The following is a 15,582-nucleotide window of genomic DNA, read 5'->3' as shown; positions in this document are numbered from 1 at the left end:
TGAGATGATCAGTCAGTTTTTTATTCACAGGCCCAAGTTTGCCTTTGTCATATCGATAGTCATAACCCTGGTGGGTATGATTTCCATGCTGACCCTGCCTGTGGCTCAGTTTCCGGAAATCACCCCTCCTCAGGTCAATATTAATGCTGTATTCCCGGGGGCTGATGCTGAAACAATCGAAGAGTCGGTGATACGACCTATCGAAGAGCAGGTCAATGGCGTAGAGGATATGCTCTACATCAATTCCTCTGCAGGTAATGATGGCAGTGCCAGTATCACGATTACCTTCGAGTCGGGGATTGATCAGGATCTTGCTCTGGTCAATGTGCAGAACCGTGTTGCGGTTGCTGAGTCTTCGCTACCAGAAGAAGTGAGGCGGACAGGAGTCACGGTCAGTAAAAAATCTTCCAGCATGTTATTGGGTATCAACCTGATTTCTCACGGAGGTGAATACGATGGTATCTACCTGAATAACTATGCCAATAATTATCTTAAAGAGCCTATGGCCCGTATCAACGGTGTGGCCTCTGCAGATATTCTTGGCTCTCTGGTTTACAGCATGCGTGTCTGGCTTGACCCGGAACATATGGCTTCACTGGAGCTCACCACTTCTGATGTATCCAATGCACTGAATGAACAAAACGTTATTGTTGCTGCCGGTAAGCTAGGGCAGGCTCCCAATCAGGCAGACCAGCAGTTCACCTATACCATCAAAACCAAAGGCCGGCTGAGTGATCCGGATCAGTTTGAAAACATCATTATCAAGGCCAATCCTGACGGCTCTTATGTTCGCCTCAAAGACATAGCCCGGGTAGAAATGGGTTCCCAGAGCTATGATGGCGAAGCCAAGTTCAACAATGATGATACTGCCTTCCTGGTTATCTACCAGCAGCCTGATGCCAACGCCATGGAAGTGGCCAAGGGTGTCAAAGACACTATGGCTGAACTGGCCACTCGCATGCCAGAAGGTATCGATTACGAGATCAAGTTCGACACCACCAAGTTTATCGATCAGTCCATCCAGGAAGTGGTCATCACCCTTCTTCAGGCCGTAGCCCTGGTGGTGCTGGTAGTATTCCTGTTCCTGCAAAACTGGCGCGCCACCCTGATTCCGGCTATTGCTATTCCGGTTTCTCTGATTGGCACCTTTGCGGTCATGAAAATCCTTGGGTTCTCAATCAACACCATAACCCTGTTTGGCCTGGTACTGGCTATAGGGGTCGTAGTGGATGATGCCATTGTGGTCATCGAGAACGTGGAACGGCTGATGTCCAAAGAAGGACTGGGGCCGGTCGAAGCCACCAGCAAGGCCATGAAGGAAGTCTCGGGGCCCATAGTTGCAACCACACTGGTATTACTCGCGGTTTTCGTCCCGGTAGCCTTCATGCCGGGTATAACGGGGGGACTTTACTCCCAGTTTGCGGTCACTATTTCTGTCGCCGTATTAATCTCTTCTATTAACGCTCTGACGTTGAGCCCAGCCCTGTGCGCTACTTTGCTGAAACAAGGCAAAATGGGACACATCAAATGGCTGCTTCCTGTTGATAACTTTATCAACAGGCTCACTGGAGGCTACAAGAGCTGGGTAACCCTGCTGCTAAGAAGAGGCATTCTGGGCATCGGACTATTTGCCATCATGATGGCTTCTACCGGTTTCCTGTTTAACAGCACTCCATCAGGCTTCGTACCCGATGAAGACCAGGGCTTTTTTGTTGTCGACGTTCAACTTCCTGATGCGGCGTCCCTGAACAGAACTCAGGCGGCAATGAAGAATATCACCAACATCATTCGCACAGAGCCCGACGTTGATAGTGTTATTACCGTCTCCGGCTTCAGCATCATTGGTGGCTCCAACTCCAATAATGCCATGGCTATTGTTGTACTCAAGGACTGGATAGACCGTCCTGATATTATGCAACACCAGCAAGTGGTCATGAGAAAGCTGCAGGGTAAACTCTGGACTCTGCCTGAAGCTCAGGTCAGAGCTTTTGCCTTTCCTCCTATACCAGGCCTTGGGTCTTCCGGAGGCTTTGATTTCCGCCTGCAAGACACCTTGGGGCGCTCGCCACAAGAACTCGGTCAGATCATGAACGGTCTGGTTTATGAGGCTAACCAGAAGCCTGAACTGAGTCAGGTATTCAGTACTTATCGTGCCAATGTACCGCAATACTTTCTGGAAGTTGATCGAAACAAAGCCAAGGCTCAGGGCATTCCTTTATCTGAAATTTTCATGACTCTGCAGACCCAACTGGGCTCACTGTATGTCAATGACTTCAGTAAATTTGGTCGCACCTATCAGGTAAAGCTGCAGGCTGAGAGTGAATACCGGGCCAACCCTTCTGATTTGAGCAAGTTCTATGTCCGAAACCTGGACAATCAGATGGTTCCCCTGACCACCGTTGCATCGCTGAAACCGATCCTTGGCCCCAGCAGTATTGATCACTACAACCTGTATCGCTCTGTCAGCATCAGCGGCAAGGCAAACCAGGGATTCAGCTCAGGTGATGCCATTGGAGCCATGGAGCAGCTGGCTAAAACACTGCCAGATGGATATACCTTCGAGTGGTCCGGGCAATCGCTACAGGAAATTCAGGCAGGTAGCGTAGCACCACTGCTGTTTGCACTGGCCTTCCTGTTCGTTTACCTGTTCCTCGTGGCACAGTACGAGAGCTGGACCATGCCCCTGGCTATTATTGTGGCCGTTCCCATTGCCACGTTCGGAGCCTTTGCCGGAATTAATCTGCTCCGGCTACTGATACCTTCGATAGCTAATGATATCTATGCTCAGATAGGCATGGTCTTACTGATTGGTATTGCAGCCAAGACAGCGATTCTGATCGTAGAGTTTGCCATGGTGCAGAGGCAAGCGGGCAAAAGCATCTTTGATGCGGCAGCCGATGCTGCTGAGCTGCGCTTCCGTGCTGTAATGATGACAGCCCTTTCTTTCGTACTGGGTGTGTTACCTCTGGTATTTGCCAGTGGTGCCGGTGCCGCAAGCCGCCGGATTATTGGTACGACAGTAATGTCGGGGATGCTGGCCGCCACTATATTCGGCACCCTTCTGATTCCACTGTTTTACTATCTACTGCAAAAAATGCGTGAGCACTTCAACCCTGATAAAGCCAACAGCTGATCCGCTTCAAGCCCCTGTCTTCAGGGGCTTTTTTATATCCCGCCTATTATTGAAAGGATCGCAAACAAGCACGCGCCAGAGATTACAGCACTTCCAAAATAAATGACGGGTTCTCATGTTTACACCGTTCTTTCTGCGCCGCCCCCGATTGGCTCAGGTCATCGCACTGGTGATTCTAATCAGCGGTTTACTTTGTCTGCCTTTAATTCCAACGCTGGAATACCCTCAGGTCACCCTATTTCCATGGTCGGAGCCTTACTGGGACTGCACTTTTCAGGATTGGACTGTCCTTTATCATGAGTGTTATGCCCTACTCTATACACACGGCGCTGGCATGCAGGCACGTAAATCTCTGGGAACTCCGATATTCTGGGGCATGCTCGCAGTGATTGTCATAGCCACATTAATGACACCTGCTTTCTACCTGATACTGAGAAACACTAAGCGAAGGTTTCAAAGCCATTGAGCTGATGTAATAATTAATAAAATAAATAGCACTGGTATGAGATTCTCTTAAGAGAAGTGGATGCCAGTGATAAATAAAACAAGGAGCTTCAAATTTGAAACGCTCTGCTTATTACAAAAAAACTTTTTGTCTCGGGGCATGGATACTGCCCCCCCTGATACTCACAGGCTGTGTCAGTCCTCTGGAGTCACTCAGCTGCCACTATCAGCCCATTAGAGGAACGCTTGTTTTTACTGAGGTCGATGGTGACTTTGCTGAACTGATCTTCCAACCGGATGTAAAGCAGGATCTAGCATGGTTCAATCAATACGACATTGAACCCGATGATCTTGAAATGTCTATCAGCAACAATAGACGAACATCTACTGTTAATACCCGTTATAACGCAATCATTAATATAAGGACATCAGGCAACTGCTCACCTTATATTGTGTATCAGGGAGATCCTGTTCTCACTCACTAAGAACAGGATCTGACTCCCATCAATGCTTGCTTAGCCGTTTACCAGAAAGTGTGTTGCAATACTGGCGGCATATCCCAGGGCAATAGCCCAACTCCAACGCAAATGACTCAGGAAGGTATACCTGCCTTTCGCCGTTCCCATCAGAGCCACCCCCGCAGCAGAACCGACTGACAGCAAACTGCCACCAACCCCTGCGGTCAGGGTAATCAACAACCACTGGAATACATCCATCTCGGGGCTCATACCCAGGATGGCAAACATAACAGGAATGTTATCCACAACGGCGGAGAAGACACCTGCTGCAATATTGGTCCAGGTTGGCCCCACTCCGGTGTACATGGTTTCGGATATCACTTCCAGATAGCCCAAATATCTCAGACCACCGACAGAGAAGATTACGCCAAAGAAGAACAATAAAGTATCCCACTCTGCATGGGCCACCCGCTTAAATATATCCAGATCTTCTTCTTTTTTACCCTCCCCCATTACAGGAATGGGACGACTGCTGGTCAGCCCTCTCAATTGCAGGAAGTAGGTATAAAACATCAGCAGAGACAGACCCGTCATCATCCCCATAAAAGGAGGTAATCCGAAAAAGTTCTCAAAAGATACGGCCAGCACGATAGTGACCAGGAACAGTATACAAATGCCGATTCCCCCCCGACGGATACCGGAATGATCATCCAGAGCAGCAGGGCGTCCTTTTTCAATAAAGAAATTCATAATGGTTGCCGGAACAATAAAGTTCACGACAGAAGGCAAAAACAGTGAAAAGAATTGAAAAAACTCAACCTTGTCAGCCTGCCACACCATCAGTGTCGTGATATCGCCAAAGGGACTGAAGGCTCCCCCGGCATTGGCTGCCACAACTACATTGATCATCGCCATAGTGACGAACGCAGGACGTCCCTGCCCTACAGACATGATCACAGCCCCCATCAACAAGGCAGTGGTCAGGTTATCTGCAATAGGTGAAATAAAGAAGGCCAGCACACCTGTTACCCAGAAAAGCTGTCGATAGCTAAAGCCTTTTCGAATCAGCCAGCTACGCAGTGAATCAAATACCTGCCGCTCTTCCATGGCATTGATATAGGTCATCGCCACCAGCAAAAACAGGAACATAGCCGAGTATTCTTCCAGATCATGCATGACTGCAATGGATAAACTTTCGTGAGATACGCCCTGCCCTGTGGCCAGCCAGGCAATCAGAGCCCAGATGATACCTGCAGCCAGAATAACCGGTTTAGACTTCTTGAGATGCAATTTCTCTTCCGCCATTACGGCGATATAGGCCAGGGTGAAAACAACAATACACAGCCAGGCGATAGGGTGAGTTGTCATTCTCAACAATTCTTCTGCCGCAAAAGAGGTTTGCGGCAGAGCGAACAGTCCCGTTCCAGCGAGCAGGGAGGATCGCCTCAATCCAGAGAAATTCACAATGATTTCCTTTAATTATTTAATCAGTCAGAAGCCTAGAAAGCCGCAAAAGGATACTGATTCAATGCCAATAAGCCAACCGCTACTATTACCAATTTTTGAGCTAATCGACTGATTTCAAAATACTTGTCTGCTAGAAATTGAAAATCTTCAATCAATATTAAAACTTATGACGGGACTCTGAAATAGACAACCATCCTTGCGCTCAAGACAAAAAATACACTCATTAAAGAGTAGAAACGGATTACAACTGACTTTTATATACAATTTTCATCTTACTATTTAAGCCTACGGGCACAGCACTCTGAAATATTCCATATAAACTTGGACGTAGACTTTTTTAATTCCTATTTCTCTAACCTTCGTACGGGGACTTGAAGATGAACATCGCCCGGAAACTACACATGTTTCTGAACGAACATAATGCTGAATATGAACTTGTTTCCCATCCATACTCGGAAAGAGCAATGAATACGGCTCATTCCGCCTGCATTCCCGTCAAAAACATGACAAAGGCGGTTGTTCTAAGAGATCCCCAAGGCTATGTCATTGCTGTCATGCCTTCCATGAATAAACTCATGCTGCGCTGGATCAATACCAAACTGGATCGGCATCTGAATCTGGTCTCGGAACAGGAGCTCAAACATCTGTTTCCGGATTGCGAAGACGGAGCCGTTCCTCCCATCGGAACGGCCTATGGAATGACTACCTGCTGGGATGATGAGCTGAACTCAGTACAGGACCTTTACCTGGAAGCAGGTAATCATCGTGAATTGATTCATATGAATCGCAGTCAGTTCAAAGAGCTATTGCATGGAGAGGAGCATGCAGCTATCAGTTGTGACCCGGACGAAATGGACGCCTACAACACCTGAAAGGAATGACTGAAACCGCTATACCCATCACCATTGAAGATGTGAGGTCACTGACTGCACTCACATTTCCAATGGCGGGGACATATGACCGCAGAAAGCTGACTTCAACGGGTCATTTTCTTCACAAAAACCACAACAAAAAGCGCCAGGGTAAAACTGCCAATAAAGGCCTCTATGGCGGCAACAAGTCTTGAAAGACCAATAGGGGTTAAGTCTCCATAGCCCAGCGTCGTGAATGTCACCACACTAAAGTACAAGGTTTCCAACCAGTTAATCAGATTATTATAAAAGGGTTGGCCTGCCTGATAGTGAACCGGAACATCACCATCCTCAATGCCAAGAAAAAAGTAAAAAAGGGAGCAGAAGACGATGAAAGAGGCAGAAAACAAGACAACCCTTTCTGGCTTTTCACCATAGCCACTGAGCAAGTCCACCACCTTGGATACCATTCTATGCCAAGAGAGACAGGGAAACCGATATCGGTGAAAGGTCATTTCCCGGTGAAAAAACTCTCCTGCATTATGAAACAGTCCCTGAGCTTCACAATGTTTACGAATATTTCGAGCCACCTCTTCAGCTTCTTCAAACAGCTCTCTGGCTTTAAGTTCATCGCCATTCTGTCTTTCCTGACGCGCTTTCTCTTCCTGTAAAAAAGCATCTCCAAAATTAACATGTTCAATTCGGGCCGCCTTAAAATTCACGCCAAGAAGGTTTGCTCCTATCAAGCTGGTTCTATGAAGATTGGCCCGACTTAAATCAGCTTTCAATAAATTATTGCCTGAAAGGTCAGCCCGATAGAGGTGAGCCCTGACCAGACTGCATCGGCTCAAATCACTGTTGATAAGTTGATACGCTTTACCCTCAGGACTCACAAGGTCGAGATTATCGAGGTTGGCACCTTTAAGACAAAACCCCTCCATTGGGGGGCCTTTATGAGCCCGCTCTTCTAATAATACCCTGACATTATCACCGGATTTATCCGCTTTAATGTCGTGCCAAAAACAATAATGACTGCCTTCGGAAGCAGCCTCTTTGCAGGGTCCTGATCGCTCACCGATATAACCACATTCATGGTCATTTTTAACCAGCATGACAAAATAGCCCAAAGTTTTTGAATAAGTACTCCTACACTGTATCGGCATAAGAATCAGAAGTATTGATGGCATGAGTCAAATTAAGCTACACGTCTACCTTCCCTTAGAAAGGAACGTGGCCCTACTTAATAAATATTTGCTTACATTTATTCTCTTTGTATTCCCTGCATTTTCTTTTGGCTCAGAAATCTACGAGGTCTACAGGGGGTTCTTCAGAAGTGAAACCGAGCTGGCAGGCAGCGCCTACCTGGACAGAATGGATACCCCCTCACACTCGAAATACACACTGAAAGCCAGCCTGAACAACCAGCACTGCCAATATGAAACCCCCAGCGCAGAAGAACTCCTGCAAATCACCATGCTCAGCGACCTGATCTCGGCACTCAATTACTCAACGCTTCAGCTGGAAGAAGTTTCAAAATACATATTTATACCTTTCAAACTGACATCCATCATCAGCTTGAATTGGTTCGATTGCCAGCACCATCCACACTTTCTGAAATTGACATTCTCTACGGGCAAAAAGCTATCCATTGACCTTTACGAATTGGAGCTGGAAGCCACCAGCAACATCCATGAACGCAAAAGCAGTTTTTCTACAACCGCCAACATAGTCATACCATTCAGCAGTTCATCCAATAATATTTTTTTCAGCTTTACCGAACTCCTCTGGGGAACCGAGGCTTCTGCCTTCAGAAACATCACGCCTTCGGTCATGGCACCCGCCTCTCACTCCTTGAGCATGATTACAGAAGCATCAACCCGTAGTATTTATACCATGGACCCACAGGTTCAACCCCAGACATGTAATCAAACTTCTCTCCATTACCAACTGACCGCTGAAACCTTCATGCCTGTTTCAGGACATCCTTTAGGAATCCTGGAGCTTTTAAGAGGACAAAGAGGGACTGAGCATCAAGGAAAATTCCTGGGATGGAGACTAAGTTCCAGCAATACCTACAACTCGCTTTTATTTATTCGTTCTTACTTTGACTTAAAGCAAAAGCAGAGAAAAGCTACTAAATCAACAGCCAGCAACTCTCACCAAAGCATGCACAAGCGAGAAAAATCCAACTCTGATTCAGAATTGGATACAGTCAATAAAAGAGAGCCCGAATTCAGAAGACAAAGAAGTCAAAGAAGTCAGAGCGTGACACCAGGCGCTGTTTATGTACCCATACTGGTTTATTTCTGTCAGGCAGCCCTCACAATTTATAGTCGAGACGCTGAAAAGCCTGAAACCGTCTACTCAAACCAGGCTACAGCACAAATAGCTTGCCAGATAATCGTTAACGGTATACACCTTCTGTCCTGGTGAAATGGCAGCACTGCTCATGCAATTTAAAACCCAGAAGTGTATCCTAAGCCGCTTGACTACTATTACCGTGAACTAGCTTCGATCTCCCAGGGAGATAAAGCCAGTTTTTATTGTTCATGGCTGTTTACAGCAGAAAAGACAGGTTAGCCCCCGTGATTACCCTTTACGGAATCAGCAACTGCGACACTATTCGAAAGGCCCGAAAGTGGCTTACTGCTGCCGGTATTGATTACCGCTTTCATGACTACCGTAAAGACGGGCTCGACGAGGCTTCACTTCAGAGTTGGTCAGATGAACTCGGTTGGGAAGCACTGTTGAACCGTCGTGGTACGACCTGGAGACAGCTGCCAGAAGAACAAAAAGCGTCTGTCGATGGGACATCCGCCATCGAATTGATGCTGGCGCAGCCCGCTATGATCAAGCGACCACTGCTTGATACCGGCTCCATAAGAGTCCTTGGCTTTTCAGAAAAGCAGTACCAAGAACTCTTCCAGTAAACGCCTGACTAACAGGCAAAAGAATAAAGCCTTTTGCACCAATAGCACTGGGCTACTTCCATATTGACTTGCGAATCAGGGGAACCTATTAATGAGCCAAACTCTTTTCAGTCTTGCCATCGGCGTAGGCAGCAAAAACACTAAAGGTGACTGGCTGGAAGTATTCTACCCAATGCCTCTGCTCAGTCCGTCTGAAAAGCTGGTTGCAGCAATTACTGAAATCGTTGACTACAAAGACGGTAACACCTGTGTTGAGCTGGACAGCACAACCTGTCACGCGCTGGAAGAATCTTTCGTCAACCTGGGCGAAGAAGCTCTGGCAAAAATGATGCTCAGTCTCGAAGAAAGTGATCAGCCTCGTGTTATTACTTTTCTGGAAACAGACGATACACTGAACAGCACACCTGAAGCTTACCTGAAGCTACACCTGCTCTCACACCGTATGGTTAAACCTCATGGCGTTAACCTGCAGGGTATTTTCCCTCTGCTGCCTAACGTTGCCTGGACCAATGAAGGCGCAATCGATCTGGCAGAACTGCCTGAGCGCCAGCTGAAAGCCCGTGCTGAAGGCCGCTACATCAGCGTTGACTCTGTGGATAAGTTTCCGAAAATGACGGACTACGTTGTACCTGCCGGCGTACGTATTGCCGATGCAGCCCGTGTTCGTCTGGGAGCTTACGTTGGAGAAGGCACTACCATCATGCACGAAGGTTTCATCAACTTTAATGCCGGTACCGAAGGCAAGAGTATGATTGAAGGTCGTATCTCTGCCGGCATCATGATTGGTGAAGGTTCTGATCTGGGCGGTGGCTGCAGCACTATGGGCACACTGTCCGGCGGTAACGACATTGTCGTTTCACTGGGTGAAAACTGTCTGATTGGCGCTAATGCCGGCATCAACATTCCACTGGGCGATCGTTGCACCATTGAAGCGGGTCTTTACCTGACTGCAGGCAGCAAGGTGAATGTGCTAGACGACCAGAAAAACGTTGTGGAATCGGTCAAAGCCAGTCAACTCAGTGGACAATCTGACTTGCTGTTCCGCCGCAATTCAATCTCCGGTGCGATTGAATGCCTGACCAACAAGTCTGCCATTACTCTTAACGAAGAACTGCACGCTCATAACTGATGTGCCAGAGGCAGGGCTCATCCGTCCTGCCTCTCTATTACTTCAGTGCTCAACCAGTAAATAGTCAACTCCAGAATACGCTTGCGACTCTTCCCGGCACTCCTTTGTAACGATCAGGATGACCTTGATCTGGGCAAAAGGCTGTCATTTTCTGAGATGCGGTACAACACCTATATCCTTTCTCGCATGGGTATAGAAAGGCATCAAAGTCAATTGACCCGCCGCCTGGCTGAACCATGCCAGCCTTTCATCCTACTCAATTTGACTATTAAAACCTCGGGTAAGCACTTCTGAAGACACCCCGTGATTTACCGGAAACTGCTGTACCAAATCATTAAACGCTTTTTCACCCAGTACACTCTTGATTTGATTAATACCAATCAAACTTTCAAACCCCGTTATGAGCAAGCCATTTGAGTCCAATAGGCAATACCCACAGGGCATAAAGGCGGGGTGAGGAGTCATAGCCTTAGCTATGGGGACGATCCCCAACGCAGAATATTGGACTCAAATGGCTGCACAGTAGGGGATTTTGAAAGTGCGATTGGTATAAGCCTGGCCATCGCCTTTTTTTGCACCTTAATGTCGCCGTGGTATTGATAAAGGATATTCGTAAACGTTCGACTCAGGTTGCGTACTGATCAGACCAGTCCATTTCTGGCCAAAGCCTTATGAACTTTCTTAGAGGTTTTGGCCAGTCGACTGATCTCGCCAAGCTTGGGTGTCTCTTCATCCTTAAGTCGGATTTCCCAGTCAGTCAGTTCCTGATCAAGAAACTCCAGTAATTTTTTTGGACAACCAACACATTTTCCTGTGCAGATTTCTGCTTCGGGCCTATCAAACGGAACGGCTCCCCTGACCTGTTCGATAAGTTCCTGCATGACTGTCTGGGTATTGGGTTTCATCTTCTTTCTTCAGACTTAATTTTTAATCGCTTATTACCGTTTCAGTTTACTCTTGCCGGGAGCTCTGAGAATGCGTAGTTGTATGGATATAAGCGACGTTGATCTCTGAATTCCAACCCTTCATCGGCTACTGATAACGAACAAAATTAAGCACAACTTCAACCCGGGCAGAGAGCGTCAGAGAGACACATTAAGAAAGTGACCACTCTTCAGTGAAAAAGCACCTTTGGCTCCTGAATTTGTCAAAAAAGCATCCTTGTTATTTGCTGCCTTCGTGATTGAAACCAAATCACTAAAAAACAGTCATCAAGAAGACAACCTATCCCTCCCTATAATCAACTGGAAATGGCTTGAGATCTTTCGACCTGATAGATCAACAGGCCAAGTTGTAAAAACCATGGATAGGAGTTGTACCATGTCTGCAAGGATGCTGAGCACATTCGCTCTCGTTTTTTCTCTGCTGTTCACAGCAGGTTGTTCTACCACCTCTTCCCAGACCCAACCTCAGAAGTCTCATTGGACTACCTGTATGGCCAAAGGCGGTGCAGTGATGGGTATCCCCGGAGCGGCTTACAATATGGCAACCGGTGGCGTGGCTTTTGTAGCCGGTGCCCTGATCGGTGGTACAGCCTGCGCCATGCTGGACCCTGTTGCCAAGCCTGATACCCCTATGGGGATTCCTGGCGTAGAAGGGATGTCTACCGTTAACTTTGACTTTGATTCTTCGAAACTGAAATCGGACGATCTGGAAAAGCTCAACAAGTTAATTGGTCAGCTGGATCAGGACAGTCAAATTGAAATTGTTGGTCATGCCTGTGAAATTGGCTCCAGAACCTATAACCAGAAACTCTCAGAAAGAAGAGCTGAGGCTGTCAGAGACTACCTGATGGACAGGGGAATTCCTGAAGAGAATATTTCCGTGAAAGGCGAAGGTGAAGATCGCCCGGTTCGCGGCAATGAAACCGATGAGATGAGACAAGAAAACCGTCGCGCTGAAATCATGTTGAAATGATATCAGCCTGACTGCCTAAACCCCGGCCTGCCCGGGGTTTATTTTTGCGTAATGAAAACTAATCCGTCATCACTTTCAGAAGATCCAGTGCACTGATAATCCCCTTCAGCTGATGATGTTCAGTGACCAGCACCCGATGAATTCGGCCTCTCACCATAGCTTCAGCCACATTGAGTAAAGGCGTTTTCGGAGACACTTCAAACACCATAGGTGTCATGATGTCATCCACCAGAACAGCCTGATCTATCGCTTCATGAAAAGCACTCAGATCTTCATCAGACAGATTAGTATCCGTCATTGTCTGGTAAAAATGGTCGTCGCGGCGGTTTATATCAGCCGTACCAGACCCCGCATGACGGACAATATCAGAGAGTGTCACCACCCCCATTAATCGCCCTGACTGATCCACCACCGGAGCTCCTGAAATACTCTTATCGGTGAGAAACCTTGCCAGTCTCTCAACACTCCAGTCACAGGGAATCGTCATTACCCCGGGTGTCATGATCTGCTCAGCAGTTACTGTCTGCAATGGATTATCCTGAGCCATGATCTTCTCTCCTTAACAACCTGGTCACAGTATGTACCAACTCAACGAGCCAGTATGCTGACGCAGGTCAAGACCCTCATGCAGACAATAAACAAGTTAAGGAGTATGCTGAACGCGGTCTTTATTGATCCTCAGCAATACGGCTGGCCACAGCACTGTTTTGCTCTTTGTACTTGGCATTTTTTTGTTTGTTATAAGGGCGTGCAGCAGAACTGCTCATGGTTTCAAAATTTATAGCACCAATCCCCATGCCCGGTCTCAGAGCCAAAGGCAGTTTTCCGCCGTTAAAAAACTCCAGCACGATCTGACCGCTCCAGCCAGGATCAATCCTGTGAGCCGTCACATGGACCATCAGTCCTAGCCGCGCCAAAGAAGAACGTCCGTCCAGCCAACCAACAATATCATCCGGCAGGGTTATGGACTCTCGGGTAACAGCCAAAGCCAGTTCACCCGGATGAAGAAAGAAGGCCTCTCCATCTGCCAGAGCAATTTCCTTACTCATAATGGAGTCCAACACCCGGTTGATCTCTTCTCTGGGGCCACTGATATCAACAAAAGGCGCTGCATGATCATTGAAAACCCTGAAACTGTTTCCCAGAGTCAGGTCGACACTGACCCCATTGATCTTGTCCGTACCAGGACGAGGCTCAATAATGATTTGTCCACTGTCCAGGCAAGCTTCTATATCCCGATCACAAAGTCTCATGGTCTATTTTTCCAGCAGCAGGAAGGAGGTGACTGAACCAGATGCCACACCCTTCAGAAGGTTATTAAGGGACATTATACGTGCCTGACAATCACACACGGTAGTCCCCTCCTCGTTTTCTCTACTTTGTCTGCTTTAATTGCCAGAACCATTGCTTTATGATCCCTGACACAAAGAAAATCAGAAACGCAATTAAGCATCTATCGTCGCCCCATCCCGAGGACATTGTTTAGCATGAACGTTCTAGTTGTTTATGCCCACCCCAACCCGGAAAGCTACAACGCAGCTCTGTTCAAGCAGACTTGTGAACAGCTCACCCGGGCTGGACACAATATACACCCTCTGGATCTTTATGAGATTGACTTCGAAGCACGGATGTCCTGTGAAGAAAGAGTTAATTATATGACCAAGGACAACACTAACGGGATAGAAGATCATGTTGCCAAACTCAGATGGGCAGAAGCGGTGGTTTTTGTTTATCCCACCTGGTGGATGGGGCCACCGGCTATTTTGAAAGGCTGGCTTGACCGTGTCTGGCTGCCCGGAGTTGTAGCAACCTTTGGCCCCAACGGGGTTCAACCCGGTCTGACGAACATTAAAAAGTTTATGATCATTACCACTCAGGGGTCATCTCACTGGCGGATGGCTCTGGTTGGCAACCCTCCCAGAAAGATGTTCAAGCTCTCCCTGAAGGCGATATCCAAGTGCAAAGATATAAAGTGGCTGGCGCTTTACAGCATGGATAAGAATACCGAGGAAGACCGGAAGCAGTTTATGGAAAAAGTCGGTAAGCATCTGCAACGCTTTTGAAGGACAGGGGAGTTTGACTCCCCTGGCTCATTCAGTCATCACTGAACGAGATAGTTGGCGCTTTGGATTGCTCAGCATTTTTCAATGCCAGTTCAGCAGCCACTCTTTTGGCCATATCTCTGTAGATCATGGCGATCTGCGAGTCTGACTCAGAAACCACCGTTGGCACACCCTCATCAGACTGTTCACGAATCATCATGGACAAGGGTAGCGCTCCCAGAAGATCGACACCGAACTGATCAGCAATTCGCGTTCCGCCTCCTTCACCAAACAGATGCTCGGTATGACCGCATTCTGAGCAAATATGAATGGCCATATTTTCCACAACACCCAATACAGGGATATTCACCTTGTTGAACATCTCGATGCCTTTTTTCGCATCAATCAAGGCCAGATCCTGTGGCGTGGTGACAATTACACTGCCCGTAACAGGGACTTTCTGAGCCAGTGTCAGCTGGATATCTCCAGTACCAGGAGGCATATCGATAAACAGGTAATCGAGATCATTCCACAGAGTCTGGGTCAGCAGTTGCTGCAAAGCACCACTCACCATTGGGCCACGCCAAACAACAGGTGTATCTTCTGTCACCAGAAAAGCCATGGACATTGCCTGTATGCCATGAGCCTCAATGGGCATGAAAAACTTTTCATTCTTTACTTCAGGACGGGTGCCATCTGGCAGACCCAGCATCATGCCGATACTGGGTCCATAAATATCAGCATCCAGAATACCAACCCTGGCCCCTTCTGCTGCCATGGCTAAAGCCAGATTAACGGTGGTTGTGGACTTACCCACACCGCCTTTTCCGGACGCTACTGCAATAATGTTTTTAACCCCGGACATCGCTTCCAGCTCACCCTGAACCGGTGCACTGGCAACGCTCCAGTTCACCGAAACTTTGGCACTTTCAACACCCGGAAGATTTTCAATCTTGGCAGACAAGAGTTGCTCTATGCCTCCCTTAAAACCATCAGCAGGATACCCCAGCTCAACCTTCAGGGTGACTTTACCAGACTCGATGGAAAGCGCTTGGATACAACCTGCAGAGATCAGGTCCTGCTTAAGAAAGGGATCGTGATAGCCTTGAACAGCGGCTTCAACCGCAGCACGATCTAAGACACTCATGGGCGTCAGACTCCAACCAATAGAATGGCGGATAGACTAATGATTTCGTTGTTATTCTTCCAGT

General features: G+C 47.6%; 16 protein-coding genes. 9 read left to right on the top strand and 7 right to left on the bottom strand.

Features of this window, described 5'->3' with window-relative positions:
• Nucleotides 1-4 precede the first annotated feature (4 nt).
• Together GZ78_RS06115 and GZ78_RS06110 are read left to right on the top strand one after the other, a co-directional pair.
• Nucleotides 5-3,133, top strand: a complete 3,129-nt coding sequence (locus tag GZ78_RS06115; protein WP_034833494.1) for an efflux RND transporter permease subunit — start codon at nt 5-7, stop codon at nt 3,131-3,133.
• A gap of 115 nt (nt 3,134-3,248) precedes the next feature.
• A complete protein-coding gene (locus tag GZ78_RS06110; protein WP_034833491.1) occupies nt 3,249-3,599 on the top strand; it encodes an efflux RND transporter permease subunit in 351 nt (116 codons plus the stop codon).
• Here the strand turns inward: GZ78_RS06110 and GZ78_RS30925 are convergent.
• Nucleotides 3,587-3,631, bottom strand: a complete 45-nt coding sequence (locus GZ78_RS30925; protein WP_407919760.1) for a hypothetical protein — start codon at nt 3,629-3,631, stop codon at nt 3,587-3,589. The genes GZ78_RS06110 and GZ78_RS30925 overlap by 13 nt on opposite strands.
• 62 nt (nt 3,632-3,693) lie before the next feature.
• Between GZ78_RS30925 and GZ78_RS06105 the strand changes: the two genes are divergently transcribed.
• A complete protein-coding gene (locus GZ78_RS06105) occupies nt 3,694-4,062 on the top strand; it encodes a hypothetical protein (RefSeq protein ID WP_034833489.1) in 369 nt (122 codons plus the stop codon).
• A 30-nt stretch (nt 4,063-4,092) separates the two neighbouring features.
• Here GZ78_RS06105 and nhaD read toward each other — a convergent pair whose 3' ends face one another.
• On the bottom strand, nt 4,093-5,499 hold the full coding sequence (gene nhaD, locus GZ78_RS06100) for a sodium:proton antiporter NhaD (RefSeq protein WP_330217599.1): 1,407 nt from the start codon (nt 5,497-5,499) through the stop codon (nt 4,093-4,095).
• A 404-nt stretch (nt 5,500-5,903) separates the two neighbouring features.
• Here nhaD and GZ78_RS06095 point away from each other — a divergent pair, with 404 nt between their 5' ends.
• Complete coding sequence (locus tag GZ78_RS06095) at nt 5,904-6,374, top strand: aminoacyl-tRNA deacylase (protein WP_051785871.1); 471 nt, start codon at nt 5,904-5,906, stop codon at nt 6,372-6,374.
• Between the two features lie 104 nt (nt 6,375-6,478).
• Here GZ78_RS06095 and GZ78_RS06090 read toward each other — a convergent pair whose 3' ends face one another.
• Nucleotides 6,479-7,465: a pentapeptide repeat-containing protein gene (locus GZ78_RS06090; protein WP_081869723.1), complete on the bottom strand. Its 987-nt coding sequence runs from the start codon at nt 7,463-7,465 to the stop codon at nt 6,479-6,481.
• 73 nt (nt 7,466-7,538) lie between these two features.
• Here GZ78_RS06090 and GZ78_RS06085 point away from each other — a divergent pair, with 73 nt between their 5' ends.
• The 3 genes from GZ78_RS06085 to dapD all read left to right on the top strand — a co-directional run bounded on the left by GZ78_RS06085 (nt 7,539) and on the right by dapD (nt 10,412).
• The gene (locus GZ78_RS06085) at nt 7,539-8,786 is read left to right on the top strand and encodes a hypothetical protein (RefSeq protein ID WP_034833486.1); all 1,248 of its coding nucleotides are present in this window, start codon (nt 7,539-7,541) and stop codon (nt 8,784-8,786) included.
• 152 nt (nt 8,787-8,938) lie between these two features.
• Nucleotides 8,939-9,283 carry an ArsC family reductase gene (locus GZ78_RS06080; protein ID WP_034834334.1) on the top strand — a complete coding sequence of 115 codons (345 nt, stop codon included), beginning with the start codon at nt 8,939-8,941 and terminating at the stop codon, nt 9,281-9,283.
• Nucleotides 9,284-9,374: 91 nt separating this feature from the next.
• Nucleotides 9,375-10,412: a 2,3,4,5-tetrahydropyridine-2,6-dicarboxylate N-succinyltransferase gene (gene dapD, locus GZ78_RS06075; RefSeq protein ID WP_034833483.1), complete on the top strand. Its 1,038-nt coding sequence runs from the start codon at nt 9,375-9,377 to the stop codon at nt 10,410-10,412.
• A 641-nt stretch (nt 10,413-11,053) separates the two neighbouring features.
• Here the strand turns inward: dapD and GZ78_RS06065 are convergent.
• On the bottom strand, nt 11,054-11,317 hold the full coding sequence (locus GZ78_RS06065; RefSeq protein WP_034833481.1) for a hypothetical protein: 264 nt from the start codon (nt 11,315-11,317) through the stop codon (nt 11,054-11,056).
• A 415-nt stretch (nt 11,318-11,732) separates the two neighbouring features.
• Here GZ78_RS06065 and GZ78_RS27210 point away from each other — a divergent pair, with 415 nt between their 5' ends.
• Nucleotides 11,733-12,329, top strand: a complete 597-nt coding sequence (locus GZ78_RS27210; protein ID WP_161787317.1) for an OmpA family protein — start codon at nt 11,733-11,735, stop codon at nt 12,327-12,329.
• Nucleotides 12,330-12,387: 58 nt separating this feature from the next.
• Here GZ78_RS27210 and GZ78_RS06055 read toward each other — a convergent pair whose 3' ends face one another.
• Together GZ78_RS06055 and dcd are read right to left on the bottom strand one after the other, a co-directional pair.
• Nucleotides 12,388-12,876 (bottom strand): CBS domain-containing protein, encoded by a 489-nt coding sequence (locus GZ78_RS06055; protein ID WP_034833480.1) that lies wholly within the window; start codon nt 12,874-12,876, stop codon nt 12,388-12,390.
• Between the two features lie 121 nt (nt 12,877-12,997).
• Nucleotides 12,998-13,582 carry a dCTP deaminase gene (gene dcd, locus GZ78_RS06050; RefSeq protein ID WP_034833479.1) on the bottom strand — a complete coding sequence of 195 codons (585 nt, stop codon included), beginning with the start codon at nt 13,580-13,582 and terminating at the stop codon, nt 12,998-13,000.
• Nucleotides 13,583-13,816: 234 nt separating this feature from the next.
• Between dcd and GZ78_RS06045 the strand changes: the two genes are divergently transcribed.
• Complete coding sequence (locus tag GZ78_RS06045; RefSeq protein ID WP_034833478.1) at nt 13,817-14,392, top strand: NAD(P)H-dependent oxidoreductase; 576 nt, start codon at nt 13,817-13,819, stop codon at nt 14,390-14,392.
• Between the two features lie 31 nt (nt 14,393-14,423).
• Here the strand turns inward: GZ78_RS06045 and apbC are convergent, their stop codons facing one another.
• A complete protein-coding gene (gene apbC / locus GZ78_RS06040) occupies nt 14,424-15,518 on the bottom strand; it encodes an iron-sulfur cluster carrier protein ApbC (protein WP_034833477.1) in 1,095 nt (364 codons plus the stop codon).
• Nucleotides 15,519-15,582 lie beyond the last annotated feature (64 nt).

The organism is Endozoicomonas numazuensis, assembly GCF_000722635.1.
Taxonomy (GTDB): domain Bacteria; phylum Pseudomonadota; class Gammaproteobacteria; order Pseudomonadales; family Endozoicomonadaceae; genus Endozoicomonas_A; species Endozoicomonas_A numazuensis.
This window is presented reverse-complemented; position numbering and strand designations above follow the sequence as displayed.

Excerpts from the sequence above, each read along its gene's own strand:
- GZ78_RS06115 (WP_034833494.1), top strand. The coding sequence starts at position 5 with ATGATCAGTCAGTTTTTTATTCACAGGCCCAAGTTTGCCTTTGTCATA.
- GZ78_RS06110 (WP_034833491.1), top strand. The coding sequence starts at position 3,249 with ATGTTTACACCGTTCTTTCTGCGCCGCCCCCGATTGGCTCAGGTCATC.
- GZ78_RS06095 (WP_051785871.1), top strand. The coding sequence starts at position 5,904 with ATGTTTCTGAACGAACATAATGCTGAATATGAACTTGTTTCCCATCCA.
- GZ78_RS06090 (WP_081869723.1), bottom strand. The coding sequence starts at position 7,465 with ATGCTGGTTAAAAATGACCATGAATGTGGTTATATCGGTGAGCGATCA.
- GZ78_RS06085 (WP_034833486.1), top strand. The coding sequence starts at position 7,539 with ATGAGTCAAATTAAGCTACACGTCTACCTTCCCTTAGAAAGGAACGTG.
- dapD (WP_034833483.1), top strand. The coding sequence starts at position 9,375 with ATGAGCCAAACTCTTTTCAGTCTTGCCATCGGCGTAGGCAGCAAAAAC.
- GZ78_RS06065 (WP_034833481.1), bottom strand. The coding sequence starts at position 11,317 with ATGAAACCCAATACCCAGACAGTCATGCAGGAACTTATCGAACAGGTC.
- GZ78_RS27210 (WP_161787317.1), top strand. The coding sequence starts at position 11,733 with ATGTCTGCAAGGATGCTGAGCACATTCGCTCTCGTTTTTTCTCTGCTG.
- GZ78_RS06055 (WP_034833480.1), bottom strand. The coding sequence starts at position 12,876 with ATGGCTCAGGATAATCCATTGCAGACAGTAACTGCTGAGCAGATCATG.
- dcd (WP_034833479.1), bottom strand. The coding sequence starts at position 13,582 with ATGAGACTTTGTGATCGGGATATAGAAGCTTGCCTGGACAGTGGACAA.
- GZ78_RS06045 (WP_034833478.1), top strand. The coding sequence starts at position 13,817 with ATGAACGTTCTAGTTGTTTATGCCCACCCCAACCCGGAAAGCTACAAC.
- apbC (WP_034833477.1), bottom strand. The coding sequence starts at position 15,518 with ATGAGTGTCTTAGATCGTGCTGCGGTTGAAGCCGCTGTTCAAGGCTAT.